The organism is Microbacterium sp. CFH 31415 (assembly GCF_022538185.1).
Taxonomy (GTDB): Bacteria; Actinomycetota; Actinomycetes; order Actinomycetales; family Microbacteriaceae; genus Microbacterium.
This window is the reverse complement of record NZ_JAKYXC010000002.1, coordinates 419,990-444,739: the sequence shown is the minus strand read 5'-3', so window position 1 is coordinate 444,739 and position 24,750 is coordinate 419,990. Positions and strand designations below refer to the sequence as shown.

Sequence of the window (24,750 nt, the reverse complement as noted above, 5' to 3'; positions counted from 1 at the left end):
GCGGCCCCGCCGGCGCCACCCCGACAACGCCGAAGGCCCGCCCCCAGAGGGACGGGCCTTCGATCGAATCCGGTGCGGATCAGAGCGCGGCGACCTGCTTCGCGATGGCCGACTTGCGGTTCGCGGCCTGGTTCTCGTGGATGACGCCCTTGCTCACGGCCTTGTCGAGCTTCTTGGTCGCCTTCTGCAGTGCCTTCTCGGCAGCGGCCTTGTCGCCGGCGGCGACAGCCTCGCGGGTGCGACGCACCTCGGTCTTCAGCTCGCTCTTGACGGCCTTGTTGCGCTCGCGCGCCTTCTCGTTGGTCTTGTTGCGCTTGATCTGCGACTTGATGTTCGCCACGGTGAAGTGTCTTTCGTGTCTGATGGATGGGATGTGCCGCGTTACGGGTAGAGGGGCCGCTCGCGGCGTCGTGCGGAGGTGGGACCCCGCACGCAAGCCAATCACCGAGTTTATCAGGTCTGCTCGAGCGTCGTGATCGCCACGTTCAGGAGCGCGTTGAAGACCTGCGGGCGCATCACCGTGACGTGGTGGGTCGTGCGCGGCACGACGATCAGCTCGGCATGGGGCGCGAGCTCGAGGAACAGCCGCTCGTTGACCCGCAGCTGGTCGTACTGTCCATTGACGAACCAGAGCGGCACCTCGATGCGCCGCACCGCGGCGAGCAGGTCGAGCACCGACAGGCTGCGCAGCGCGACGTCCTGGGCGTCCAGCGCGTAGCCGCCTGCGCCGAAGTCGTGGCGCGTCTCGGGCGGCAGGATGCGGTCGAGCATGCGGTTGGTGAGCCACATTCCGCGGCCGGGGAGGGAGTCGAACCCGCGTGCGAGCATGCGGTAGGCAGCGAGGCCTACTCCGCGGGGGATCGCGGTGCACGACGCGGCGATGAAGCCCGCGACGGGCGGCGTGTCCTCCTGGCCGACGTACTCGATCGAGATGAGGCCTCCCATCGAGTGGCCTGCCAGCAGCACCGGCCCGCGGGCCGCGGCATCCCGCACCGCATCGTCTATCGTCGCGAGCGCACTGTCGAGAGTGAACTCCTCCGACATCCGCGACCCGTGGCCGGGCAGATCGACCGGGGTCACGGGGTTGCCGCGCTCCGCGAGGTACTCGACCTGCGAGCGCCACATGGTCGCGGACGTGCGGATGCCGTGCACCAGCACCACCTGCACGACCATCGCCCCAGGCTAGCGATCGCGCCGGCGCGTCGCCGCGCGAATCCTCGGCCGGCTGTCCGCCCGCACGGATCCAGCGACTGCGCAGAGTGGAGGCATCCCTCACCCGTAGAATCGACGGGATATGTCACCGCGCGCCCTGAAGCCTCTCGAGCCGTCCGCGACCCCGCCCGAGCTGATCCGCAACTTCTGCATCATCGCCCACATCGACCACGGAAAGTCGACGCTGGCCGATCGGATGCTGCAGATCACCGGCGTCGTCGCCGACCGCGACATGCGCGCGCAGTACCTCGACCGCATGGACATCGAGCGCGAGCGCGGCATCACGATCAAGTCGCAGGCGGTGCGGATGCCCTGGCAGACGGCCGAGGGCACGTTCGCGCTCAACATGATCGACACGCCAGGCCACGTCGACTTCACGTACGAGGTGAGCCGTTCGCTCGCGGCCTGCGAGGGCGCGATCCTGCTCGTCGACGCCGCTCAGGGCATCGAGGCCCAGACGCTCGCCAACCTCTACCTGGCGCTCGACAACGACCTGCACATCATCCCCGTCCTCAACAAGATCGACCTCCCCGCAGCCGATCCCGACCGCTTCGCCAAGGAGCTCGCGAACCTCATCGGCGGCTCGCCCGACGACGTGCTGCGCGTGAGTGGCAAGACCGGTCAGGGCGTCGAGGAGCTGCTGGATCGCCTGGTCGGCGAGATCCCGGCCCCGAAGGGCGACGCGGATGCCCCGGCCCGGGCCATGATCTTCGACTCGGTGTACGACTCCTACCGCGGCGTCGTGACCTACGTCCGCATGGTCGACGGCAGTCTCTCCCCGCGCGAGCGCATCCAGATGATGTCGACGACGGCGACCCACGACCTGCTCGAGATCGGCGTCTCGAGCCCCGAGCCCGTGCCCACCAAGGGCCTCGGCGTGGGCGAGGTGGGCTACCTCATCACCGGTGTGAAGGATGTGCGCCAATCGAAGGTCGGCGACACGATCACGACCCACCGCAAGCCGGCGACCGACGCGCTGCCGGGCTACACCGACCCGAAGCCGATGGTCTTCTCGGGCATCTACCCGATCGACGGCAGCGACTACGGCGACCTTCGTGAGGCACTTGACAAGCTGAAGCTCTCGGATGCCTCACTCCAGTACGAGCCCGAGACCTCGGTGGCGCTCGGCTTCGGCTTCCGCTGCGGGTTCCTGGGCCTGCTGCACCTCGAGATCATCACCGAGCGCCTCTCGCGCGAGTTCGGCCTCGACCTCATCACGACGGCGCCCAGCGTCGTCTACGAGGTGCTCACCGACACCGGCGAGACCGTGGTGGTCACCAACCCCAGCGAGTACCCCGACGGCCGCGTCGCCTCGGTGAGCGAGCCGATGGTGAAGGCGGCCATCCTGCTGCCCAAGGACTTCGTCGGCACGGTGATGGAGCTCTGCCAGGGCCGGCGCGGCCAGCTGCTGGGCATGGAGTACTTCTCGGAGGAGCGCGTCGAGCTGCGCTACAACATGCCGCTCGGCGAGATCGTCTTCGACTTCTTCGACCAGCTGAAGAGCCGTACCCAGGGCTACGCGAGCCTCGACTACGAGCCTGCGGGCAGCCAGGAGGCCGACCTCGTCAAGGTCGACATCCTGCTGCAGGGAGACAAGGTCGACGCATTCAGCTCGATCGTGCACCGCGAGAAGGCGTACGCCTACGGCACGATGATGACCGAGCGGCTGCGCAAGCTCATTCCGCGGCAGCAGTTCGAGGTGCCCATCCAGGCCGCCATCGGCGCCCGCATCATCGCCCGTGAGAACATCCGGGCCATGCGCAAGGACGTGCTCGCCAAATGCTACGGCGGCGACATCACGCGCAAGCGCAAGCTTCTCGAGAAGCAGAAAGAGGGCAAGAAGCGCATGAAGATGGTCGGTCGCGTCGAGGTCCCCCAGGAGGCGTTCATCGCCGCGCTCTCGGGCGACGTCGAGGGGAAGTCGGCGAAGTAGGCTGGTCGTCATGCGTCGAGGGAACTTCCGGGACGACACCGTCGACTACGCCGCCGTCGGGGCGACGCAGGCGCCCGACCTCATGCACTTCCCACCGGAGCGAAGCATTCCGGCAGAGGAGTCATGGCGCATCGGCAGCGGCGAGGCGCGGTTCCAGGGCGCCGGCGAGGCGCTGATGTCGTGGACCGCGCAGCGCGGTGCCGGCCTCACCGTGAAGGACGTGCGGCCGGCCTCCGGGCCGATGTACTCAGGCGTGAGCTTCGACGGCGAGGGCAACCCCATCGCACCCAGTCGCTCCGAGTCCGACCTCCGCTACGACGCCGACGGCACGCCGTACGTCGGCGCGGGCACGACGATCCGCGTCGAGGGTCGCGTGCGCGGGTTGCGCGCCGATGCCGAGCTGCGCGTGATCTTCGCCATCGAAGAGCCGCGGCGCATCGGCTTCGCCCTCGGCACGGTGAGCGACTCTGTCGTGAGCGGCGAGGAGTCGTTCATGCTCGAGTGGCACGACAACGACGAGGTGTGGTTCACCGTGCGCGCCTTCGATGCGCCGTCGTCGTTCGTCTACCGTCTGCTTCCCGGTCTGATCCGCCGTCGGCGGCGCGAGCTCTTCACGCGGTACCTGCGGGCGATCTCGCCGCTGTACACGACGCCCGCGTGAGCTGCTGATGGGCTCCGCGCTTCCCCTGGGTGAGCCGGTCCCCGCCGACGGCTCGTTCCCTCCGGGCACGACCATCGACGCGGCGACGCCGTTCGGTGTGTACCTGCACGTGCCGTTCTGCCGCGTGCGCTGCGGCTACTGCGATTTCAACACCTACACGTCCGATGAGCTGCGCGGCGCGCGTCAGGACCAGTACGCCGACACCCTGCTGCGCGAGGTCGCGCTCGCGCGCGGCGTGCTGGAGCGCACCGCACCGCTGCGGCCCGCCTCGACGGTCTTCTTCGGCGGCGGCACCCCGACGCTGCTCCCGCCCGGCGACCTCGGCCGCATGCTCGAGGGCGTGCGCGAGGCGTTCGGCATCGCGGAGGGCGCCGAGGTGACGGTCGAGGCCAACCCCGACACCGTCACCGACGCGGTCGCGGCCGAGCTCGCGGCATCCGGGGTCACCCGTCTGTCCATCGGCATGCAGTCGGCCGTTCCCCACGTGCTCGCGGCGCTCGACCGCACGCATGATCCGGCGAACGTGCGCACCGCGGTCGCCGCAGCGCGCGCGGCCGGCCTCGATGTGAGCGTCGACCTCATCTACGGCGCGCCGGGGGAATCGCTCGACGACTGGCGTGCGTCGCTCGACACCGCGATCAGCCTCGCGCCCGACCACGTGTCGGCGTACGCGCTGATCATCGAGGACGGCACGAAGCTCGCCCGGCAGATCCGCCGTGGCGAAGTGCCTGCGCCCGACGACGACCTGCAGGCGGACATGTACGAGCTCGCCGACGAGCTGCTCGCGGCGGCCGGCTTCGACTGGTACGAGGTGTCGAACTGGTCGCGCGGCCTCGATCAGCGCTCGCAGCACAACCTGGCGTACTGGCAGGGCACCGACTGGTGGGGTTTCGGCCCCGGCGCACACAGTCACATCGCCGGCGTCCGGTTCTGGAACGTCAAGCACCCCGCCGCATACGCGCAGCGCCTCGCGGTGGGGGAGTCCCCGGCCGCCGCGCGCGAGGTGCCCGACGTGGAGGCGCGCACGCTGGAGAACGTGCTGCTGCGCACCCGCATCCGCGAGGGCCTGCCCGTCTCGGAGCTGCTCGGCGAAGGGCGCCGGGCGGTCGCGGCCCTCATCGCGGACGGGCTCGTCGACGGGCCCACGGCGCTCCACGGCCGGATCGTGCTCACATTGCGCGGCCGCCTGCTCGCCGACGCCGTCGTGCGCGCCCTCACCGAGTAGGCGAATACGCCCGTCACCCTCCCGGCCGCGGGTCGGGGCATCCGGTAGAATTGGCACTCCAGTCATGCGAGTGCCAGCAGCGGCGTGAGGAGGCGGGATGGTCAGCGAGCGAGGGCTCCAAGTGCTGCGCGCGATCGTCGAAGACTACGTCGACACGCGCGAGCCGGTCGGCAGCAAGGCGATCGTCGAGCGGCACGCGTTCGGCGTGTCGGCGGCGACCATCCGCAACGACATGGCCCTGCTCGAAGACGAAGAGCTCATCGCGGCCCCGCACACGTCGTCGGGTCGCGTGCCCACCGACAAGGGCTACCGCGTCTTCGTCGACCATCTCGCCGACGTGCGCCCGCTGTCCGCGGCGCAGCGCACGGCGATCGCTTCCTTCCTCGAGGGGCCGGGCGACCTCGACGATGTGCTGGCGCGCACCGTCCGCGCGCTCACCCAGCTGACCGGTCAGGTGGCGATCGTGCAGTATCCGTCGTTCGCGCGCGCGAACGTGACCCACGTCGAACTCGTGCAGCTCGGCGCCGGGCGGATGCTCGTGATCGTGGTCACCGATACCGGGCGCGTCTCGCAGCGGATGGCGTTCGTGCGCGACGACTTCGACGAGGCCGACCTCGCGCGGATCCGCGCCGAGCTGGGCACCTTGCTGGTCGGCCGGTCGGTGCGCGACGGACTCACCCGGATCGCCGAGCGGCTCGGCAACGCCGCGGCCATGACCGCGCCCCACGAGGCTGCGACGGCAGAAATCGTGCGCGTGGTCGCCGAAGAGCTCGAGGACTTCCGCCAGGACCGCCTCGTCATGGCCGGCAGCGCGACGCTGGCCCGTCGTGAAGCCGACTTCCGCGGGAGCATCTACCCGCTCCTCGAGGCGATCGAGGAGCAGGTCACGATCCTGCGGCTGATGGGCGAGATGGTCGCCGACGAGAAGGGCCTCGCCGCCAGCATCGGCCGCGAGAACGAGCCCTTCGGCCTGTCGGAGGCGTCGGTCGTCGCCAGCGACTACGACGCGACCGGATCGCGCGCCCGGGTCGGCATCATGGGCCCGACCCGCATGGACTACCCCACCAACCTCGCGGCGGTCCGAGCCGTCGCGCGCTACCTCACGCGGATGCTCGAGGAAGACGAGAGCAGCCGCTGACGCGGACGCGCACACGAACGATCCCCGCGGGCTTCCGCGGGCAGGAAGGCGAATGTGGCTGACCACTACGAGGTCCTCGGCGTCTCGAAGGACGCATCCCTCGACGAGATCAAGAAGGCGTACCGGCGCCTGGCGCGGGAGCTGCACCCCGACGTCAACCCGGGCGAAGAGGCGTCCGAGCGGTTCAAGCTCGTCACGCACGCGTACGACGTGCTGAGCGACCCCGATCAGCGCGCCCGCTACGACATGGGCGGCAGCGACAGCCCGTTCGGCGGTGCCGGCGGGTTCGGCGGCTTCAACGACATATTCGAGACGTTCTTCGGCGCGGCGAGCGGCGGCGGCGGGCGTGCGGGTCGTCCGCGGTCACGGCGCGAGCGCGGCCAGGACGCCCTCGTGCGCGTGACCCTCGAGCTCGGCGACGTCGTCTTCGGCGTTCACCGCGACATCGAGGTCGACACGGCCGTGCTGTGCGACACGTGTCAGGGCTCGTGCTGCCAGCCCGGCACGACGCCGGTGACCTGCGACATCTGCCACGGCACCGGCCACGTCCAGCGCCAGGTGCGCAGTCTGCTCGGCAACGTGCTCACCAACCAGCCGTGCAACGTCTGCCAGGGCTACGGCACGACCATTCCGTACCCGTGCGCGACGTGCCAGGGCCAGGGCCGCGTGCGCGCGCGCCGCACCGTGTCGCTCGACATCCCCGCCGGCGTCGAGACCGGCCTGCGGCTGCAGCTTCCCGGATCCGGCGAGGTCGGCCCCGCCGGTGGCCCCAACGGCGACCTCTACATCGAGGTGAACGTCACGCCGCACGAGGTCTTCAGTCGCGACGGCGATGACCTGCTGGCGACGCTCGAGGTGTCGATGCCCGACGCGATCCTCGGCACGACCACCACCATCCAGTCGCTCGACGGACCGGTCGAGCTCGAGCTCCGCCCGGGCGTGCAGGCCGGCGACGTGCTCACGATCAAGGGCCGCGGCATCACGCCGCTGCGCGGCACCCAGCGCGGCGACCTGCGCGTCGGCGTGCACGTGGTCACCCCGACGCGCCTCGACGGCAAGGAGCGCGCACTCATCGAGGACTTCGCCAAGCGCACCAAGGCCCCGGCGCCGCGCCTCTCCGAGTTCCACCAGGGTCTGTTCGCCAAGCTGCGCGACCGGTTCCGGGGCTGACGGGTGGCACTGCACTTCGTGCTCGATGAGCCGACCGGCGCCGGTCCCGGCGACACCGTCGTGCTCACGGGTTCGGAGGCGCACCACGCCGCGTCGGTCCGGCGCGTGCGCGTCGGCGAGGAGGTCACGGTTGGCGACGGCCGCGGCGCGTGGCTGACGGGCCGGTGCGAGTCCGTCGCGCCACGCGAGGTCGTGGTGAGGGTCGAATCGCGAACGGATGCCGCGGCCCCACGTCCGCGCGTCGTGCTCGTTCAGGCGCTGGCCAAGGGCGACCGCGACGAACTCGCCGTCCAGGCGGCGACCGAACTCGGGATCGACGAGATCGTGCCCTGGCAGGCGTCCCGCAGTGTGTCGCGGTGGGACGCCGCGAAGGCCGAGAAGGGCCGCGCCCGCTGGGCGACGATCGTGCGCGAGGCGGCCAAGCAGGCGCATCGCGCGTGGATCCCCGAGGTCTCCCCGCTCGTCACGACCCGCGAGCTGCTGCGCCGGGTCGCGGCATCCCGCACCCTCGTCCTCGAACCGACCGGCTCCGCGCGCCTCACCGGCGTCGACCTCACCGGCGAGGAATCGGACGTGCTGCTCGTGGTCGGCCCCGAGGGCGGCATCGCGCCGGACGAGCTCGCCGAGCTCGAAACCTCGGGGGCCGTGCTCGTCCGCCTCGGCGAGAGCGTGCTGCGCACGTCGACGGCCGGGCCGGCGGCGCTGGCTGTCGTCAGCGCGTCGCTCGGCCGGTGGTGAGCGGGCTTCGCGCCGCCACGACCAGCCCGACCTGCCCGGACCCGTCCGACCCGCGCCGGACCCTCGTCGGTAGACTTGCGGGATGAGCGAGTCATCGATCTTCACGCGCATCCGCAACGGGGAGATCCCGTCCGAGATCATCGCCGAGACCGAGAACACGTTCGCCATTCGCGACATCGCGCCCAAGGCGCCGGTGCATCTGCTGGTGATCCCCAAGACACAGGAGTACCGCAACGTCGTCGAGCTCGCCGCGGGCAACCCCGAGCTGATGGCCGAGATGATCGGCCTCGCCAACAGCCTGGCGGCGGAGCACGCCGACGGCGACTTCCGTCTGATCTTCAACACCGGTCCGAACGCGGGCCAGACCGTCTTCCACGTGCACGCCCACGTGCTCGCCGGAGGACTCGAGGAAGCGAGCCTTGGTGCCTGACGAACAACCCCATGATCCGGTGATCGACCGGGTGTACGCCGACGGCGTCGCCATGGTGCAGCTCCTGGGACCGCAGGACCGCCTGCTGCGCGTGGTGGAGAAGGAGCATCCCGGCGTCGACGTGCACGTGCGCGGCAACGAGATCACGCTGACGGGGGAGGCGGATGCGGTGGCCGCCGCACGCTCCCTCGTCGACGAGCTGCTCGAGATGACGAAGGCCGGGCATGGTCTCGACCCGGCCGACGTTTCGTCGTCGAGCCGCATCCTGCGCACCGAGGGTGGACCGCGTCCCTCCGAGGTGCTCGGCGAGGCGATCCTGTCATCGCGTGGCAAGGTGATCCGCCCGAAGACGCTCGGCCAGAAGGCCTACGTCGACGCGATCGAGGAGAACACGATCGTCTTCGGCATCGGCCCCGCGGGCACGGGCAAGACGTACCTCGCCATGGCCAAGGCCGTCCAGGCGCTGCAGCGCAAGGAGGTCAACCGCATCATCCTGACGCGTCCGGCCGTCGAAGCCGGCGAGCGCCTCGGGTTCCTCCCGGGCACGCTCACCGACAAGATCGACCCGTACCTGCGTCCGCTGTACGACGCGCTGAACGAGATGATGGACCCCGAGCTCGTGCCCAAGCTCATGGCCACCGGCACGATCGAGGTCGCCCCGCTGGCGTACATGCGCGGTCGCACGCTGAACGACTCGTTCGTCGTGCTCGACGAGGCGCAGAACACGACCCCCGAGCAGATGAAGATGTTCCTGACGCGCCTCGGCTTCGGTACACGCATGGTGGTCACCGGCGACATCACGCAGATCGACCTGCCCCAGGGCGCATCGGGGCTGCGACTCGTCACGCGGGTGCTGGGCGAGATCGACGACATCCACTTCTCGTACCTCACCAGCGACGACGTCGTCCGTCACACCCTGGTCGGCCGCATCGTCGACGCCTACAGCGAGTACGACGAGCGCCGCATCGCCGCCCGCCGCGAGCGGGACGAGGCATCCGAGTTCGCCAACCGCGCCGAGCGGCGCGCCGGTATGCGGCCGCAGAACCCGCGCGACCATCTTCCCAAGCGAGGACGCTCATGACGATCGAGATCAGCAACGAGTCGGGCATCGCAGTCGACGAGACCGTGCTGCTGCGCTTGATGGAGAACAACTTCTCCGAGCTGCACGTGAGCCCCGAGGCCGACGTCGCCATCCTCCTCGTGGACGAGGGTGCGATGGAGGCGCTGCACGTGCAGTGGATGGACGAGCCCGGACCCACCGACGTGCTGAGCTTCCCGATGGATGAGCTGCGCCCCGGCACCGAGGACATGCCGACTCCGGCGGGTCTGCTCGGCGACATCGTGCTCTGCCCGCAGGTGGCCGAGACCCAGGCCGTCGCTGCGAAACACTCCACGATGGACGAGCTCGTCATGCTGACGACGCACGGGCTGCTGCACCTGCTCGGCTTCGACCACGCCGAGCCCGAGGATGAGCGCGAGATGTTCGGACTCCAGCGCGAGCTCATCACGGCGTTCCAGGCTGTGGAACGCCGCCGAAATCGCGCATGACCGCTGCACTTCTCCTCATCGCGGCCGCTCTGCTGCTGGCGTTCGGCGCCCTGATGGTCGCCATCGATGCCGCGCTGAGCGTGACGTCCCGGGCCGACCTCGCCGAGCTCGGTGCCTCCGGTCGCAACGCGTCCTCACTGCGGCGGATCGCCGCCGACCCCGAGGCGCACACGAACGCCGTCATCTTCATCCGCGTCCTCGCCGAGACCACGGCCGCTGTGCTCGTCACCGTCGCGTTCACCATCCTGTTCGACAGCATCTGGTGGGCGATGCTGGCGGCTGCGGTGCTGATGACCGGCATCTCGTACGTCGTCGTGGGGGCGAGTCCCCGCAACGTCGGCCGACAGCACGCCAAGGGGCTGCTGCGGGGTGCCGCTCCGGTCATCCGCGGCGTCCGCATCATCCTCGGGCCCCTGGCGCACGGTCTCGTCGCGCTCGGCACGCGCATCACCCCCGGGGCATCGCGCGGGGCATCCTTCGCCTCGGAGGAGCAGCTGCTCAGCATCATCGACGAGGCCGCCGAGAACGAGCTGATCGAACAGGACGACCGCGAACTGATCCACTCGGTCTTCGACTTCACCGACACGTTCGTGCGGGCGGTCATGGTGCCCAGAACAGACATGGTGACCGTGGATGCCACGGCCTCGACGCGCGAGGCGATGTCGATCTTCCTCGACAAGGGCATCTCGCGCATCCCGATCGTCGACGACGAGGCGGACGACGTGGTCGGCGTGCTGTACCTCAAGGATCTCGTGCAGTTCGGCTTCCGCGACGAGTCCGGCTGGCGCGACGCGCCCGTGACGCGGATCGCGCGACCGGCGCTCTTCGTGCCGGAGTCGATGAAGGCCGAGACGCTCCTTCAGCAGATGAAGCGCGACGCCGTGCACGTGTGCCTCGTCATCGACGAGTACGGGGGCGTGTCGGGCCTCGTGACGCTCGAGGACCTGATCGAGGAACTGGTCGGCGAGATCGCCGACGAGTACGACCCGCGCTCCGACGAGGTGACCGAGATCGAGCCCGGGCACTACCGCGTCAGCGCGCGGCTCGGCCTCGACGAGGTGGGCGACCTGTTCGGCATCGACCTCGAGGACGAGGACGTCGACTCCATCGGGGGACTGCTCGGCAAGGCGCTCGGTCGCGTGCCGCAGCCGGGTGCGACCGCCGAGTACGGCGGGCTGGTCATGACCGGCGGCGCCTCGCGCGGTCGCGGACGCGGCATCTCGACCGTCTTCGTCGAGCGCGGGGAGTCCGCGGACGCGGACGAGCAGAACGGTCGCGCCCCCCGCACCGCCGAGATCCACATCGTGTCGACCCGCACCGGCGAGGTGCGGGTCCAGAGGAGAGGCGACCGCCCATGACCGAGACGACCCGCTCCGGCTTCGTCACCTTCGTCGGACGGCCGAACGTCGGCAAGTCGACGCTGACCAACGCCCTCGTCGGCGAGAAGGTCGCCATCACCAGCGATAAGCCGCAGACGACCCGCCGCGCGATCCGCGGCATCGTCAACCGGCCGGCCGGCCAGCTCGTGATCGTCGACACCCCCGGCATCCACAAGCCGCGCACGCTGCTCGGCGAGCGGCTGAACAGCCTCGTGGAACAGGTGCTCGGCGACGTCGACGTCATCGGGTTCTGCGTGCCCGCGACTGAGAAGGTCGGGCCCGGTGACCGTCGTATCGCGGAGTCGCTCGACGGCTACCCCCGGGCGAAGAAAGTCGCGATCGTGACCAAGAGCGACGCCGCCACCCGTGACCAGATCACCGAGCGCCTCATGGAGGTCGACTCCCTGCGGGAGGACTGGGCCGCGGTCATCCCGCTGTCGGCGCTCACCCGGGAGCAGCTCGACGTCCTCACCGACGAGCTGCTCGTCCTCATGCCCGAGGGGCCGGCGCTCTACGAGGCCGACGTGGTGACCGATGAGTCGATGGAGGATCGCGTCGCCGAGATCATCCGCGAAGCTGCGCTCGAAGGCGTGCGCGACGAGCTGCCGCACTCGATCGCCGTCACCATCGAAGACATGGCGCCGCGCGAGGACTCCGACCTCACCGACATCTACGCGAACATCGTCGTCGAGCGCGACAGCCAGAAGGCCATCATCATCGGCCGCAAGGGGTCGCGTCTGGCCGATGTGGGCAAGCGCGCCCGCGCCGGCATCGAACCGCTCGTCGGCACCCGCGTGTTCCTCTCGCTCCGCGTGCGCGTCGCCAAGGAGTGGCAGCGCGACCCGAAGCAGCTGGGCCGGCTCGGCTTCTGAGGATTCGGACGCGTCTGACGACTCTGACGGTTCTGACGCCGGATCAGCCGTCGACCGGACGCATCGCCGACCGGACGATGACGGTGTCGTCGCCGTAGTCGTCGTCCGCGGCCTTCTGCCACGTGCCGTCGTCCCACACGACGTCGACGAAGAGCCAGCCGTTCTCGACCGACGACCCGAGGTACGCCTCGTGGAGGATCTCGGGGAGCTCGTCCTGGATCTCGGCGAGCGTGGCCTCGTCGCCCTGCCCCGGCTCACCGCCGGTCGGGTCGTCCGGCATCATGGGGTCGTACAGCGCCAGCATGACGGGCGGCTGCGTGACGGTGAACTCCTCGCCGTCGTATGTGCCCTGCACCGCGTACGCGCCCCAGGTGGTGTCGCCCGAGGTCTCCGAGCCTTCGACCCCCTCCCACGTCCAGTCGGGGATCGGGATGCCGCTGCACTGCGGGGGGTAGGACTCCGCGACCGGGCCGAGGCACAGCTCGGCCTCGCCGCCGACGTCCATCACCGTGCCCTGCGCGATCACGTCGCCCTCCGGGGGAGCGGGCCACAGCGAGCCGAGCGAGGCGCCCGCGGGCGCGTCGCTCGCCGACGAGGGCGCGGTCGAGCCGGCGGGGGTCGCGCACCCGGCGAGGGCGAGGGCGGATACCGCGCCCAGTGTGACGAGGAAAGGTCGACGGTGACGTGTCATATCCGTCGAGTGTCGCGGACGGCGGGATCGTCTCACGTGATTGTGACACCGGGTTCGCACGCCCGTCGGGGACGGGTGTAGCCTGGGGTCATGCGTGCAGGCTCGCTTCTCCTTAGCTGCCGCGACGAGGCCTCGATCTAGGGCCCCCCTCGTCGCGGAGCTTGTCGTCGGCCCGCCATTCGACGAGAGAACGAAAGCGACGATCATGCAGAACACTCAGAAGCCCTCGGGCATGCCGGTGCACAAGTACCGTCCGTACCACGAGCAGATCGCGGTCGACCTGCCCGACCGCACCTGGCCCGCGCAGCGCATCACGACGGCACCGCGGTGGTGCGCGGTCGACCTGCGCGACGGCAACCAGGCGCTCATCGACCCGATGAGCCCCGAGCGCAAGCGCATCATGTTCGACCTCCTGGTGCGGATGGGCTACAAGGAGATCGAGGTCGGCTTCCCGTCGGCCAGCCAGACGGACTTCGACTTCGTCCGGCAGCTCATCGAAGAAGATCTGATCCCCGACGACGTCACGATCCAGGTGCTGACGCAGGCGCGTGAGCACCTGATCGAGCGAACGTACGAGTCGATCGCCGGAGCCAAGCAGGCGATCGTCCATCTGTACAACTCGACGAGCGTCCTGCAGCGGGAGGTCGTGTTCCGCACCGACCGCCAGGGCATCATCGACATCGCCCTCGACGGCGCGCGGCTGTGCCGCGAGTTCGAGAAGCGGATCCCCGAGACGAAGGTCTTCTACGAGTACTCGCCCGAGAGCTACACCGGCACCGAGCTCGAGTTCGCGTTGGATGTCTGCAACCAGGTCATCGAGATCTTCGAGCCGACCTCCGAGCGCAAGGTCATCATCAACCTGCCGGCCACCGTCGAGATGGCCACGCCCAACGTGTACGCCGACTCGATCGAGTGGATGAGCCGTCGGCTGGCCCACCGCGAGAACGTGATCCTCTCGCTGCACCCGCACAACGACCGCGGCACGGCGGTCGCGGCCGCCGAGCTGGGCTACATGGCCGGAGCGGACCGCATCGAGGGATGCCTGTTCGGCAACGGCGAGCGCACCGGCAACGTCGACCTGGTCGCGCTGGGCATCAACCTCTTCACCCAGGGCATCGACCCGCAGATCGACTTCAGCGACATCGACCAGATCAAGCGCACGGTCGAATACTGCAACCAGCTCCCCGTCCCCGAGCGCAGCCCGTGGGCCGGCGACCTCGTCTTCACCGCGTTCAGCGGCTCGCACCAGGACGCCATCAAGAAGGGCTTCGAGGCGATGGAGGCGCGCGCCGCAGCCACGGGCGTCACGGTCGACGAGATCGAATGGGCCGTGCCCTACCTGCCGATCGATCCGAAGGACCTGGGTCGCTCGTACGAGGCCGTCATCCGCGTGAACTCGCAGTCGGGCAAGGGCGGCGTCGCCTACCTGCTGAAGACGGATCACGCGATCGACCTGCCGCGCCGCCTGCAGATCGAGTTCTCGGGGGTCGTCCAGGCCAAGACCGACGCCGAGGGCGGCGAGGTGACCAGCGACCAGATCTGGGCGATCTTCACCGACGAGTACCTGCCCTCGCAGGTCAGCGACGACCGCTGGGGCCGCTTCGAACTGCTGGCCACGAGCACCCGCAGCGACATGACGGGCGACGTCTCGCTCGACGTCACCCTGCGCGACGGCGACGAGCGCTACGACGCGACCGGGCACGGCAACGGACCGGTCGCGGCGTTCCTCGAGATCGTGCGTGCGCAGGGCTTCGACGTGACGCTGTACGACTACGTCGAGCATGCGCTGAGCGCGGGCGGTGACGCTCAGGCCGCGGCGTACGTCGAGCTGCAGGTCGACGGCGAGCGTCTGTGGGGAGTGGGCATCGACGGCGACATCTCGACCGCCTCGCTCAAGGCGATCGTGTCGGGCGTCAACCGTGCGATCCGCACCCGGGAGCGCTCCGGGGCACTGGCCGGCGTCTGACAGGACGGTCGGCGGGATGCCGCGACGTCAGGACTTGACGATCGGGATCGTCGACGTCTCGACGGCGACCTTCCGGCGGTAGAGCGCGCGCTGCTCGGGCAGCGAGATGTCGAAGATCACGGCCAGCAGCCGGATGATCGTGGTCACCGCGATGCCGATCGCGGCCGCGATGACGAGGTCGAGTCCGAGCGTGTGGGCGACGGCCAGGACGAGGCATCCCGCTCCCGCAGCGACCGCGTACAGCGAGCCGACGTGCATGATCGCCACCGGCAGTCCCATGATCATGTCGCGAAGGATGCCGCCGCCCACCGCTGCGCACACGCCGACGAAGACGGCGGGGACGAGGGGAAGTCCGAGTGCCAGCGCCTTGCTCGTGCCGAAGGCGCCGAAGAGCCCGATCACCAGCGCGTCGAGGCCGACGATGACGGCATTGAGGCGCTGGAAGACACCGGCGAGCAGCATCCCGAACAGCGCGGCACCCGTGGCGGTCAGGAGGTACCAGTTGCTCTGCAGGGTCACCGGCGTGACGTTGAGCAGCAGGTCGCGGATGAGACCGCCGCCCATGCCGACGACGATCCCGATGATCGCGACGCCGAGCAGGTCGAGCCTGCGCTGGCCGCGGAACCCCGACGCGAACAGCGCGCCCTGGATGCCGCCCAGTCCGACGGCGATGAGGTCCGCCCACAGCGGTATAACGAAGATCGGCTCGTCCACCCCTCCATTGTCGGGTCGGCTCAGGGGATGTGCGTGCGCACCGCCGTCATGAAGCCCTCCAGATCGTCCACCCACAGCCGCACGGCCTCGACCTGCGACACCTGGTCGCCCAGTCGCACGGTGACAGGGCGCTCGAGGACCACGAGGACGTTCGTCTCGTCCTGCATGCGCAGCGCGAGGGTGCGCCCGTGCGGCTCGTCGGCGAACTTGGGCGCCTTCTCGCGCACATCGCGGGACTTCTCGACGCTCGCGACGGCCTCCCACGGCAGATCGAGGTCGAGGTCGGCCCCGGATCGCGCGCGGATCCCCTCAGGTCCGACGGCGTGCGGGCGGGTGACGAAGCCGAGCATCAGGCCGATCATCCACGTCACACCCCAGATGCCGAGGGCGAGAAGCGGGATGCGCACCGCCGGCCAGTCGTGGACGATCAGGTCGTACACGATACCGCTCAGGCAGTTGACCCGCCCCTGCGGTGCTGGGATCCTGTGCAGGGGCTCCACCGGCACTGGGGAAGGTGATGGCGATGACGATGTCCGATCGCGCAGCGCGGGCCAAGGCGTCGGTCGACGTCGTGACCGCGTTCTTCGCGCAGATCCAGGCGGCGGCCGACGATCCTGACGCGCTCGACTTCACCTTCGGCAATCCGCACGAGCTCGCCCTGCCCGGACTGACGAGCGCCATGCAGGCGCAGATCGAGCCGCGATCGGTCGAGTGGTTCGCGTACAAGACCAGCGAGCGCCTGGCGCAGGAGACAGTGGCGGCAGGGCTTCGCACCGAGCTCGGACTGGACTTCGAGCCCGACGACATCGCGATGACGCAGGGGGCCTTCGGCGCGCTGTCGCTGGCGTTCGCGCTGCTCGCCGATGCGGGCGACGAGGTCGTCATCCCGGTCCCCGGCTGGTTCTGCTACGAGCCGATGCTCTGCGCGGCGAACCTCGTACCGGTTCGCGCGGCCCTCGACTCCGAGACGTTCGACCTCGACGTCGACGCGATCGCGCGGGCGATCTCGCCGCGCACGCGTCTGGTAGTCGTCAACTCCCCGGCCAACCCGACGGGCCGGGTCTATTCCGAGGCCACGTGGAGGGCCCTCGCGAAGGTGCTGGAGAACGCGTCGCGTACGAACGGACGCCGCATCTGGCTGGTGTCCGACGAGCCGTACCGTCGCATCCGCTTCGACGGCATCGACTTCGTCAGCCCGGCCGGCGTGTACCCGTGGACGGTGATCGACTACAGCTACGGCAAGGTGCTCCTGGCTCCCGGCCAGCGGCTCGGCTACCTCGCGCTGTCGCCGCTCATCCCGATCGCCGAGCGGGACGAGCTGCGCGAAGCGCTCTTCCCGATCGGCCTCGCGATCGGCTGGGGCTTCCCGGACGCCGTCATGCAGTATTCGGTCCCCGCGCTTGAGAGCGTCTCCCTCGACCTCGACGAGCTCGCCCGAAAACGCGACCGGCTGTTCGGCGCGCTCGACGCAGCGGGCGTGCGTCTCACCCGCCCGGAGGGCACGTTCTACCTGTGGGGCGAGGCTCCCGGCGGCGACGCGGCCGCGTTCTGCGCCGCCCTCGCCGAGCGCGGCGTGCACGTGATGCCCGGCACGCTGTTCGATCAGCCGCATCACTTCCGGATGTCGCTCACGGCGACGATGGACATGATCGATCGCGCGCTGCCGCACCTCACGGAGGTCGCGGCGTCAATGGGAACGACGGTGCGCTGATCGGCGGCCCGTCGAGGCCCGCGGGCCGGGGGCGGCATCCATAATTGACGGGTGCCCACCTACCGCGATGAAGTCGTGGTCCTGCGCACCCACAAGCTGGGTGAGGCCGACAGGATCGTGACGATGCTCAGCCGCCGTCACGGCAAGCTGCGCGCCGTCGCCAAGGGGGTGCGTCGCACCTCGTCCCGGTTCGGCGCGCGGCTCGAGCCGTTCATGGTGGCCGACGTGCAGCTCTACCAGGGTCGCTCGCTCGACATCGTGCAGCAGGCCGAGACCCTGGGGTCGTACGGCGCCGACATCGCCGCGCACTACGACCGGTACACGTCCGCCCACGCGATGGTGGAGGCGGCCGACCGGCTCAACGAGGCCGAGGCGACGCCGCAGCAGTACCTGCTCCTGGTCGGCGGCCTCCGGGCGCTCGCTCGGGGCGAGCACGCGTCGCGCAGCGTGCTGGACTCGTACCTCCTGCGCGCGATGGCGCTGTCGGGCTGGGCGCCCGGACTGAGCGAGTGCGCCCGCTGCGGCCGCCCCGGGCCGCATGACACCTTCGTCGCCCAGCTCGGCGGCATGGTGTGCAGCGACTGCGCCCCGACCGGCGCGGCGCGCGTGCATCCAGAGACGGCCACGCTGCTCGAGTCCCTCATGGCCGGCGAGTGGGAGCGGGTGGATGCCGCGTCCCCCGGCTCCGGCGCGGCGGCGTCGGGCCTGATCGCCGCCTACGCCCAGTGGCACCTCGAGCGCGGCATCCGCTCGCTCTCGCATGTCGCCGCCGAACCCGGAGGCGATCGATGACCCCGAAGCCGTTCACGCACCGTGACGCCGTCCCCTATCGCCCCGTGGACTGGACCGGCCTGTACCCGCCGGCGTTCCCCGCCGGGTCGGTCCCAGCCCATGTGGCGATCGTCATGGACGGCAACGGACGCTGGGCGAACCGGCGCGGGCTCACCCGCGTCGAAGGTCACAAGGCGGGGGAGGCCGCGCTGCTCGACGTCGTGGCCGGTGCGATCCAGGCGGGTGTCACCCACCTTTCGGTGTACGCGTTCTCCACCGAGAACTGGTCGCGGTCGCCCGACGAGGTGCGCTTCCTGATGGGCTTCAACCGCGATGTGCTGCACCGCCGTCGTGACCAGCTCAACGAGTGGGGCGTGCGCGTGCGCTGGGCCGGCCGCAAGCCCCGCCTGTGGTCGAGCGTCATCAAGGAGCTGCAGTTCGCCGAGCGCCTGACTGCGGGCAACGACACACTGACCCTCACGATGTGCGTCAACTACGGCGGCCGGGTCGAGCTCGTCGACGCGATGCGCTCGATCGGCGACGACATCGCGGCGGGGCGGCTGCGTCCGTCCGCGGTGACGGAGAAGCTCATCCAGAAGCGGCTCTACCTGCCCGACATGCCCGACGTCGACCTGTTCATCCGCTCGAGCGGCGAGCAGCGCACGTCGAACTTCCTCCTGTGGGAGTCGGCGTATGCCGAGTTCGTCTTCCTCGATACGCTGTGGCCCGACTTCTCGCGCACCGATCTGTGGCGCGCGATCGGCCTGTACCTCGACCGCGACCGCCGGTTCGGAGGCGCAGTCGACTCACCGGACGGGCGGATGACGCATCCGCCGGAATAGATGTCCGGGTGGCGGCGGTTGTGGGTCAGTATGACGGACGCCATAAAGATCGACGTGTGGAGCGACATCGCCTGCCCCTGGTGCTACATCGGAAAGCGCAACCTCGAGAAGGGGCTGGCGGCGGCATCCGCCGACGACGACAGCCCCGAGGTGGAGGTCCTCTACCACTCGTTCGAGCTGTCGCCCGACACCCCGACCGACTTCGAGGGCGGCGAAGCCGACTACCTCGCGCAGCACAAGGGCATCTCGCCGACCCAGGCCCAGCAGATGCTCGACCGCGTCACCGGTGTGGCCTCCGAGGCGGGGCTGGAGTACCGCTTCGACCTGCTCAAGCACACCAACACCGTCAAGGCGCACGAACTGCTCCACTTCGCGAAGGAGCAGGGGCGGCAGCACGAGATGGCCGAGCGCCTCATGTCGGCCTACTTCACCGAAGGCCGACACCTCGGCCAGGAGGACGAGCTCGTCGCGCTCGCCGCCGACGCCGGCCTCGATGCCACCGCGGCGCGCGACGCGCTGCAGTCCGGCCGCTTCGTCGACGCCGTCCGGGCCGACCAGGCGCAGGCGAGCGCGTACGGCATCAACGGCGTGCCGTTCTTCGTGATCGACGGCAAGTACGGCGTCTCGGGAGCGCAGCCCGCCGAGGCCTTCACCGACATCGTCCGCCAGGTGTGGGCCGAGCACCGCGAGGATGCCCCGGTCGGAGCCTGAACGGCCCCACGCCCCAGCGACGAGACCCGCCGTGCGATCGCGCGGCGGGTCTCGTGAGGTCTGCGGGTGGGACTGGCTCAGCGCGGCAGGTTCGCCTCGATCACGCTGACGACAGCCGGGTCGTCGGGCTTCACGTTCGGGCGGAAGCGGTGCACCTCGCCGCCGGGCGTGAGCACGAACTTCTCGAAGTTCCACTGGATGCGCCCGCTGTTGCCCTGCGCGTCGTCCGCGTCCTTCAGCGCCTTGTAGATCGGGGCCGCCTTGCCGCCGTTCACCTTGACCTTGTCGAACACCGGGAACGAGACACCCCACGTCGTCGAGCAGTACTCGAGGATCTCGTCCATCGAGCCCGGCTCCTGGCCCATGAACTGGTTGCACGGGAAGCCGAGCACGGTGAAGCCGCGATCGGCATACGCGCGCTGCAGCGCCTCGAGCTGCTCGTACTGCGGGGTGAGACCGCACTTCGACGCGACGTTGACGACGAGGAGGACCTGATCGCCGTAGTCAGCAAGCGTGGCGGTGCCGCCATCGGCGGTCTGGAACGGGATGCTGCGGAGATCGGTCGCGGTAGCCTCAGTCATGCTCCCAGGCTAAGGCCTGGATATCAGCGAAGGCCCGGATTCCTCTGGGAGAATGGACGATGTGACGACTGCCTACGCTCCCGCGCGCACGCTGCGCATCGGGCCCATCGAACTCGATGCGCCCGTCGTGCTCGCGCCCATGGCGGGAATCACCAACACGGCGTTCCGGCGCCTGTGCCGCGAGTACGGCGCCGGCCTGTACGTCAGTGAGATGATCACGACGCGTGCGCTCGTCGAGCGCAATGCCACGACGATGCGTCTCATCACGCACCACGAGTCCGAGAAACCGCGCTCGATCCAGCTCTACGGCGTCGACCCGGCCACCACCGAGGCCGCCGTGCGCCTGCTCGTGGAAGAGGATCGCGCCGACCACATCGACCTCAACTTCGGCTGCCCCGTGCCCAAGGTGACCCGCAAGGGCGGCGGCGCCGCCCTGCCGTGGAAGCTCGGTCTGTTCCGCGACATCGTCACGCGCGCCGCCCGCGCCGCCGGAGACGTCCCCCTCACGGTCAAGATGCGCAAGGGAATCGACTCGGATCACCTGACCTACCTCGACGCCGGTCGCATCGCCGAGGACGCAGGCGTCGCCGCCGTCGCCCTCCACGCGCGCACCGCCGCCGAGTTCTACTCGGGCGAGGCGGACTGGTCCGCGATCGCCACGCTGAAGGAGGCGGTGACGAGCATCCCGGTGCTCGGCAACGGCGACATCTGGTCGGCCGACGACGCGGTGCGCATGCTGGACGAGACCGGCTGCGACGGGGTGGTGGTGGGGCGCGGATGCCTCGGCCGCCCATGGCTGTTCGGAGACCTCGCCCGCGCCCTGGGTGGCCCGGACGCGGCATCCGGTGATCCCGTCGACGCCACCTTGGGCTTCGTCGCGCACGCGTTCCGCCGCCACGCGGAGCTGCTGGTGGACTTCTTCGAGGACGAGGGGCGCGGCTGCCGAGACATCCGCAAGCACGTCGCGTGGTACTTCAAGGGCTACCCGGTCGGCGGCGACACGCGCGCCCGGCTCGCGACCGTGTCGAGCCTCGCCGAGATCGACGAGCTCCTCGCGACGCTCGAGCTGGACGCGCCGTATCCCGGAGCAGCCGCCGAGGGTCAGCGCGGACGGGCCGGCACCCCCAAGCGCCCGGCGCTGCCCGAGTTCTGGCTCGACTCCCGTGACCTGGGTGCCGAGGCATCCTGCGCCCTCGCCGACGCGGAGCTCGACCACAGTGGTGGCTGAGCGCGACGGCGGGGCGGCACTCGCGTCGGAGCGTCCGCCGGGCTATGACGACGCCGACGCCGAGCGCTTCCACTCAGAGCGCCACCGCTCCCTCCGCGACGACTTCGCGCGCGACCGCGCGCGCGTGCTGCACTCCGCGGCGCTGCGCCGGCTCGCGGCGAAGACCCAGGTGCTGAGCCCCGCAAGCCCGGCCGACTTCGCGCGAAACCGCCTCACGCACTCCCTCGAGGTCGCCCAGGTCGGCCGCGAGCTGGCCACGGCGCTGCGCCTCGCCGCCGACGTGGTCGACACCGCCTGCCTGAGCCACGACCTCGGCCACCCGCCGTTCGGTCACAACGGCGAGCGTGCGATGAACGAGTGGGCCGAAGACATCGGCGGGTTCGAGGGCAACGCCCAGACCCTCCGCATCATCAGCCGCCTCGAGCCCAAGGTCGTCGACGAGGACGGGCGCACCTTCGGTCTGAACCTCACGCGCGCGAGCCTCGACGCCACATGCAAGTACCCGTGGACGGCCGAGCACCCGCTGCCCGATCCCGGCGGCCGGCTGAAGTTCGGTGTCTATCCCGACGACGAGCCGGTGTTCCGGTGGATGCGCGAGGGCGCACCCGGCCGTGTGCGCTGCATCGAGGCCGAGGTGATGGACCTCTCCGACGACATCGCCTACTCCGTGCACGACTTCGAGGACGCGGTCGTGAACGGCTATCTCGATCCCGCGCGCCTCGCGGACGCCTCGGAGCATGCGGCCCTGCTCTCCGCGATACAGAGCTGGGTCGGGTTCGACTTCGCGCGGGACGAGCTCGAGGATGCCCTGTACCGACTCATGCGGATGCCGGAATGGATCACGTCCTTCGACGGCACGCGCGCCTCGCTCGCAGGTCTCAAGAACTTGACCTCCGACCTCATCGGGCGGTTCGCGCGGGCGGCGACCACCGCCACGCGTGAGGCCTACGGCATGTCGGCGCTCACCCGCTATCGTGCCCACGTGGTCGTTCCGCGCGTGGTGGAAGCCGAGATGGCGGTGCTCAAGGGCATCATCGGCGCCGTCGTGGTCTCGATCGAAGGCCGCAAAGACCTGTACAAGGAACAGCGGCGCGTGCTCAAGCGGCTGGCGACGGCGCTCTGGGAGCGTCCGGAAGAGCTCGACGCCCTCCACGCCGAGGACTTCGCCGCCGCCGGCACCGAGGCCGCCCGACGGCGCGTGGTCGTCGACCAGGTCGCGAGCCTGACGGACCAGCACGCCATCGCGTGGCACGGCCGCCTGGTCGGTGAGCTGGATCCCGCGACCATCGGCGTGTGGTCGCCCGCCGCGCGCGCGCCCAGGACGCGCTGATGGCGGGGCGCATCCGTCAGAGCGACGTCGAAGAGGTCAAGTCCCGAACGAACATCGCCGACATCATCGGTGAGCGGGTGGCGCTCAAGAACGCCGGTGTCGGCGCCATGAAGGGTCTCTGCCCGTTCCACGACGAGCGCAGCCCCAGCTTCAACGTGCGCCCGCAGGCGGGCTTCTACCACTGCTTCGGCTGCGGCGAGTCGGGCGACGTCTACTCGTTCCTGACGAAGATGGACCACGTCTCGTTCACCGAGGCCGTCGAGCGGCTCGCGGGGCGGATCGGCTACACCCTGCACTATGAGGACGGCGGAGCGGCACCCGAGCACACGGGACGCACGCGCCTGTACGCCGCCAACGCCGCGGCAGCCGAGTTCTTCCGCAGGCAGCTCCTCACCCCCGAAGCGGACACCGCGCGTCGCTTCCTCGGCGAGCGCGGCTTCGATGCGGGCGCCGCCGCCCACTTCGGGGTCGGCTACGCACCGAAGGGCTGGGAGGGCATGCGCGACGCGCTGCGCTCCGCCGGGTTCACCGACGAGGAGCTCACCAACGCCGGTCTCGTCTCGCAGGGTCAGCGCGGGGTCTACGACCGGTTCCGCGGTCGCGTCGTCTGGCCCATCCGCGACGTCACGGGCCAGGTCATCGGCTTCGGCGCCCGACGGCTCTACGACGACGACAAGGGCCCGAAGTACCTCAACACCCCCGAGACGACGATCTACAAGAAGGCACAGGTGCTCTACGGCCTCGACCTCGCGAAGCGCGACATCTCGCGCGATCACCGCGTCGTGGTCGTCGAGGGCTACACCGACGTCATGGCGTGCCATCTCGCCGGCATCACCACCGCGATCGCGACCTGTGGCACCGCGTTCGGCTCCGACCACATCACGGTGCTCCGGCGTGTGATGGGTGACGACTCGACGGCCGGCGAGGTCGTCTTCACGTTCGATCCGGATGCCGCGGGCCAGAAGGCGGCGCTGCGCGCCTTCGCCGATGCGAAGCGGTTCAATGCCCAGACGTACGTCGCGACGGGGCCGGAGGGGCTCGACCCCTGCGATCTGCGGCTGAAGCGAGGCGACGGCGCGGTGCGAGGGTTGATGGACACCAAGGTTCCCATGGTGGAGTTCGTGCTCGATCAGCGGATCGCGGGCTACGACCTGTCCAGCGTCGAGGGGCGCGTCGGCGCACTGCGGACCTCGGCCCCCGTCGTGGCCGAACTCCGCGACGCGCTGCTGCAGCCGGAGTACATCCGCGTGCTCGCGCGCCGCCTCGGCATGGACACCGAAGACGTCCGGCGCGAGGTCGAGCGCGCCGGCCGCAGCGGGGCACGGCGCGACAGCGCGCCCGCGACGACACAGGCCGACGACGCGCCCGGCGAGCCGCTCGTGCGCGTGACGGTATCGTCGCTGCCGCGCACGGCCGACGTCACCCTCGAGCGCGACGCGCTGATGGGGTTCCTCCAGTTCGGACACCGCATGGATGCCGCGCTGGTCGCACGCGCGGTGAGCCTGCCGTTCCGGCATCCCGCCCTCGATGCCGTCCGGCAGGCGGTGCAGCAGCACGCCGAGTCGATGCAGCGCCCCGGCTGGGCGGTCGAGGCCCTCTCCACGGTGCGCGAGCCGTTTCGCTCGCTCGGCGCCGAACTGCTCGCGTCCGACTTCCCGGCTCTCGACGACGCGGCGGCGCTGTCGTCGGCCTCCGACCTCGCCCGTCGGCTCGTGATCCGCTCACTGGACGCGCAGAAGAACGAGCTGCTGGGGGCCATCCAGCGCGTGCCCGCCGCGTCGGAGGACGGCCGGGCGATCCGGCTGCAGCTGCGCGAACTCGATGCAGAGCGCCAGCGGCTCGTCAACGAGTCCTGACACGTGGTGCGGCTGGCGCGCGCGAGCCGCACAGGGCAGGATG

The 24,750-nt window shown here is 70.1% G+C and carries 25 protein-coding genes; 19 read left to right on the top strand and 6 right to left on the bottom strand.

Annotated features, from left to right (window positions below; genetic code table 11):
- Nucleotides 1-79 precede the first annotated feature (79 nt).
- Both rpsT and MK786_RS03030 read right to left on the bottom strand, forming a co-directional pair.
- On the bottom strand, nt 80-340 hold the full coding sequence (gene rpsT, locus MK786_RS03035) for a 30S ribosomal protein S20 (protein ID WP_191766341.1): 261 nt from the start codon (nt 338-340) through the stop codon (nt 80-82).
- A 113-nt stretch (nt 341-453) separates the two neighbouring features.
- Nucleotides 454-1,173, bottom strand: a complete 720-nt coding sequence (locus MK786_RS03030; protein WP_241110753.1) for an alpha/beta fold hydrolase — start codon at nt 1,171-1,173, stop codon at nt 454-456.
- Nucleotides 1,174-1,294: 121 nt separating this feature from the next.
- Here MK786_RS03030 and lepA point away from each other — a divergent pair, with 121 nt between their 5' ends.
- The 11 genes from lepA (at nt 1,295) to era (ending at nt 12,306) form a co-directional block, all read left to right on the top strand.
- Nucleotides 1,295-3,145: a translation elongation factor 4 gene (gene lepA, locus MK786_RS03025; protein ID WP_241110752.1), complete on the top strand. Its 1,851-nt coding sequence runs from the start codon at nt 1,295-1,297 to the stop codon at nt 3,143-3,145.
- A 10-nt stretch (nt 3,146-3,155) separates the two neighbouring features.
- Nucleotides 3,156-3,806, top strand: a complete 651-nt coding sequence (locus MK786_RS03020; protein ID WP_241110751.1) for a DUF1990 family protein — start codon at nt 3,156-3,158, stop codon at nt 3,804-3,806.
- A gap of 7 nt (nt 3,807-3,813) precedes the next feature.
- A complete protein-coding gene (hemW, locus tag MK786_RS03015; RefSeq protein WP_241110750.1) occupies nt 3,814-5,031 on the top strand; it encodes a radical SAM family heme chaperone HemW in 1,218 nt (405 codons plus the stop codon).
- Nucleotides 5,032-5,128: 97 nt separating this feature from the next.
- Nucleotides 5,129-6,169, top strand: a complete 1,041-nt coding sequence (hrcA, locus tag MK786_RS03010; RefSeq protein WP_241110749.1) for a heat-inducible transcriptional repressor HrcA — start codon at nt 5,129-5,131, stop codon at nt 6,167-6,169.
- 54 nt (nt 6,170-6,223) lie between these two features.
- Complete coding sequence (dnaJ, locus tag MK786_RS03005; RefSeq protein ID WP_241110748.1) at nt 6,224-7,339, top strand: molecular chaperone DnaJ; 1,116 nt, start codon at nt 6,224-6,226, stop codon at nt 7,337-7,339.
- Nucleotides 7,340-7,342: 3 nt separating this feature from the next.
- Entirely contained in the window at nt 7,343-8,077 is a 735-nt protein-coding gene (locus tag MK786_RS03000) for a 16S rRNA (uracil(1498)-N(3))-methyltransferase (protein ID WP_241110747.1), read from the top strand.
- Between the two features lie 82 nt (nt 8,078-8,159).
- Entirely contained in the window at nt 8,160-8,507 is a 348-nt protein-coding gene (locus tag MK786_RS02995; protein ID WP_241110746.1) for an HIT domain-containing protein, read from the top strand.
- A gap of 52 nt (nt 8,508-8,559) precedes the next feature.
- A complete protein-coding gene (locus MK786_RS02990; protein WP_241110949.1) occupies nt 8,560-9,588 on the top strand; it encodes a PhoH family protein in 1,029 nt (342 codons plus the stop codon).
- Nucleotides 9,585-10,055 (top strand): rRNA maturation RNase YbeY, encoded by a 471-nt coding sequence (gene ybeY / locus MK786_RS02985; protein ID WP_241110745.1) that lies wholly within the window; start codon nt 9,585-9,587, stop codon nt 10,053-10,055. The genes MK786_RS02990 and ybeY overlap by 4 nt, the downstream gene beginning before the upstream one ends.
- A complete protein-coding gene (locus MK786_RS02980; protein WP_241110744.1) occupies nt 10,052-11,413 on the top strand; it encodes a hemolysin family protein in 1,362 nt (453 codons plus the stop codon). Before ybeY ends, MK786_RS02980 begins: the two co-directional genes overlap by 4 nt.
- Nucleotides 11,410-12,306, top strand: a complete 897-nt coding sequence (gene era / locus MK786_RS02975; RefSeq protein WP_241110743.1) for a GTPase Era — start codon at nt 11,410-11,412, stop codon at nt 12,304-12,306. The genes MK786_RS02980 and era overlap by 4 nt, the downstream gene beginning before the upstream one ends.
- Nucleotides 12,307-12,349: 43 nt before the next feature.
- Here the strand turns inward: era and MK786_RS02970 are convergent, their stop codons facing one another.
- Nucleotides 12,350-12,997, bottom strand: a complete 648-nt coding sequence (locus MK786_RS02970; RefSeq protein WP_241110742.1) for a hypothetical protein — start codon at nt 12,995-12,997, stop codon at nt 12,350-12,352.
- Nucleotides 12,998-13,202: 205 nt separating this feature from the next.
- Between MK786_RS02970 and leuA the strand changes: the two genes are divergently transcribed.
- Nucleotides 13,203-14,963 (top strand): 2-isopropylmalate synthase, encoded by a 1,761-nt coding sequence (leuA, locus tag MK786_RS02965; RefSeq protein WP_241110741.1) that lies wholly within the window; start codon nt 13,203-13,205, stop codon nt 14,961-14,963.
- A 27-nt stretch (nt 14,964-14,990) separates the two neighbouring features.
- On the opposite strand, the gene MK786_RS02960 is transcribed toward leuA, so the two are convergent.
- Nucleotides 14,991-15,677: a trimeric intracellular cation channel family protein gene (locus tag MK786_RS02960; RefSeq protein WP_241110740.1), complete on the bottom strand. Its 687-nt coding sequence runs from the start codon at nt 15,675-15,677 to the stop codon at nt 14,991-14,993.
- Between the two features lie 20 nt (nt 15,678-15,697).
- On the bottom strand, nt 15,698-16,183 hold the full coding sequence (locus MK786_RS02955) for a hypothetical protein (protein WP_241110739.1): 486 nt from the start codon (nt 16,181-16,183) through the stop codon (nt 15,698-15,700).
- Nucleotides 16,184-16,200: 17 nt separating this feature from the next.
- Between MK786_RS02955 and MK786_RS02950 the strand changes: the two genes are divergently transcribed.
- Genes MK786_RS02950 through MK786_RS02935 form a run of 4 tightly spaced genes read left to right on the top strand, consistent with a single transcriptional unit; the run spans nt 16,201 to nt 19,712 of the window.
- Nucleotides 16,201-17,388 (top strand): aminotransferase class I/II-fold pyridoxal phosphate-dependent enzyme, encoded by a 1,188-nt coding sequence (locus tag MK786_RS02950; RefSeq protein ID WP_241110738.1) that lies wholly within the window; start codon nt 16,201-16,203, stop codon nt 17,386-17,388.
- A 51-nt stretch (nt 17,389-17,439) separates the two neighbouring features.
- Nucleotides 17,440-18,180, top strand: a complete 741-nt coding sequence (gene recO / locus MK786_RS02945) for a DNA repair protein RecO (RefSeq protein ID WP_241110737.1) — start codon at nt 17,440-17,442, stop codon at nt 18,178-18,180.
- Nucleotides 18,177-19,001 carry an isoprenyl transferase gene (locus MK786_RS02940; RefSeq protein WP_241110736.1) on the top strand — a complete coding sequence of 275 codons (825 nt, stop codon included), beginning with the start codon at nt 18,177-18,179 and terminating at the stop codon, nt 18,999-19,001. The genes recO and MK786_RS02940 overlap by 4 nt, the downstream gene beginning before the upstream one ends.
- Nucleotides 19,002-19,031: 30 nt before the next feature.
- On the top strand, nt 19,032-19,712 hold the full coding sequence (locus MK786_RS02935; RefSeq protein WP_241110735.1) for a DsbA family protein: 681 nt from the start codon (nt 19,032-19,034) through the stop codon (nt 19,710-19,712).
- A gap of 77 nt (nt 19,713-19,789) precedes the next feature.
- On the opposite strand, the gene MK786_RS02930 is transcribed toward MK786_RS02935, so the two are convergent.
- Entirely contained in the window at nt 19,790-20,293 is a 504-nt protein-coding gene (locus tag MK786_RS02930; RefSeq protein ID WP_241110734.1) for a glutathione peroxidase, read from the bottom strand.
- 52 nt (nt 20,294-20,345) lie between these two features.
- Here MK786_RS02930 and dusB point away from each other — a divergent pair, with 52 nt between their 5' ends.
- Genes dusB through dnaG form a run of 3 tightly spaced genes read left to right on the top strand, consistent with a single transcriptional unit; the run spans nt 20,346 to nt 24,707 of the window.
- The gene (gene dusB, locus MK786_RS02925; protein WP_374200404.1) at nt 20,346-21,521 is read left to right on the top strand and encodes a tRNA dihydrouridine synthase DusB; all 1,176 of its coding nucleotides are present in this window, start codon (nt 20,346-20,348) and stop codon (nt 21,519-21,521) included.
- Nucleotides 21,514-22,851, top strand: a complete 1,338-nt coding sequence (locus MK786_RS02920) for a deoxyguanosinetriphosphate triphosphohydrolase (RefSeq protein WP_241110732.1) — start codon at nt 21,514-21,516, stop codon at nt 22,849-22,851. The genes dusB and MK786_RS02920 overlap by 8 nt, the downstream gene beginning before the upstream one ends.
- Nucleotides 22,851-24,707 carry a DNA primase gene (dnaG, locus tag MK786_RS02915; protein WP_241110948.1) on the top strand — a complete coding sequence of 619 codons (1,857 nt, stop codon included), beginning with the start codon at nt 22,851-22,853 and terminating at the stop codon, nt 24,705-24,707. The genes MK786_RS02920 and dnaG overlap by 1 nt, the downstream gene beginning before the upstream one ends.
- Nucleotides 24,708-24,750: the final 43 nt, after the last annotated feature.

Bases quoted from the DNA above. Each gene is read 5' to 3' on its own strand.
- MK786_RS02970 (WP_241110742.1), bottom strand. From the start codon at position 12,997: ATGACACGTCACCGTCGACCTTTCCTCGTCACACTGGGCGCGGTATCC.
- MK786_RS02950 (WP_241110738.1), top strand. From the start codon at position 16,201: ATGACGATGTCCGATCGCGCAGCGCGGGCCAAGGCGTCGGTCGACGTC.
- MK786_RS02940 (WP_241110736.1), top strand. From the start codon at position 18,177: ATGACCCCGAAGCCGTTCACGCACCGTGACGCCGTCCCCTATCGCCCC.
- leuA (WP_241110741.1), top strand. From the start codon at position 13,203: ATGCAGAACACTCAGAAGCCCTCGGGCATGCCGGTGCACAAGTACCGT.
- MK786_RS03030 (WP_241110753.1), bottom strand. From the start codon at position 1,173: ATGGTCGTGCAGGTGGTGCTGGTGCACGGCATCCGCACGTCCGCGACC.
- MK786_RS03020 (WP_241110751.1), top strand. From the start codon at position 3,156: ATGCGTCGAGGGAACTTCCGGGACGACACCGTCGACTACGCCGCCGTC.
- ybeY (WP_241110745.1), top strand. From the start codon at position 9,585: ATGACGATCGAGATCAGCAACGAGTCGGGCATCGCAGTCGACGAGACC.
- dnaG (WP_241110948.1), top strand. From the start codon at position 22,851: ATGGCGGGGCGCATCCGTCAGAGCGACGTCGAAGAGGTCAAGTCCCGA.
- MK786_RS02980 (WP_241110744.1), top strand. From the start codon at position 10,052: ATGACCGCTGCACTTCTCCTCATCGCGGCCGCTCTGCTGCTGGCGTTC.
- dusB (WP_374200404.1), top strand. From the start codon at position 20,346: ATGGACGATGTGACGACTGCCTACGCTCCCGCGCGCACGCTGCGCATC.
- MK786_RS02935 (WP_241110735.1), top strand. From the start codon at position 19,032: ATGACGGACGCCATAAAGATCGACGTGTGGAGCGACATCGCCTGCCCC.
- hrcA (WP_241110749.1), top strand. From the start codon at position 5,129: ATGGTCAGCGAGCGAGGGCTCCAAGTGCTGCGCGCGATCGTCGAAGAC.
- hemW (WP_241110750.1), top strand. From the start codon at position 3,814: ATGGGCTCCGCGCTTCCCCTGGGTGAGCCGGTCCCCGCCGACGGCTCG.
- MK786_RS02995 (WP_241110746.1), top strand. From the start codon at position 8,160: ATGAGCGAGTCATCGATCTTCACGCGCATCCGCAACGGGGAGATCCCG.
- MK786_RS02930 (WP_241110734.1), bottom strand. From the start codon at position 20,293: ATGACTGAGGCTACCGCGACCGATCTCCGCAGCATCCCGTTCCAGACC.
- era (WP_241110743.1), top strand. From the start codon at position 11,410: ATGACCGAGACGACCCGCTCCGGCTTCGTCACCTTCGTCGGACGGCCG.
- MK786_RS02990 (WP_241110949.1), top strand. From the start codon at position 8,560: ATGGTGCAGCTCCTGGGACCGCAGGACCGCCTGCTGCGCGTGGTGGAG.
- lepA (WP_241110752.1), top strand. From the start codon at position 1,295: ATGTCACCGCGCGCCCTGAAGCCTCTCGAGCCGTCCGCGACCCCGCCC.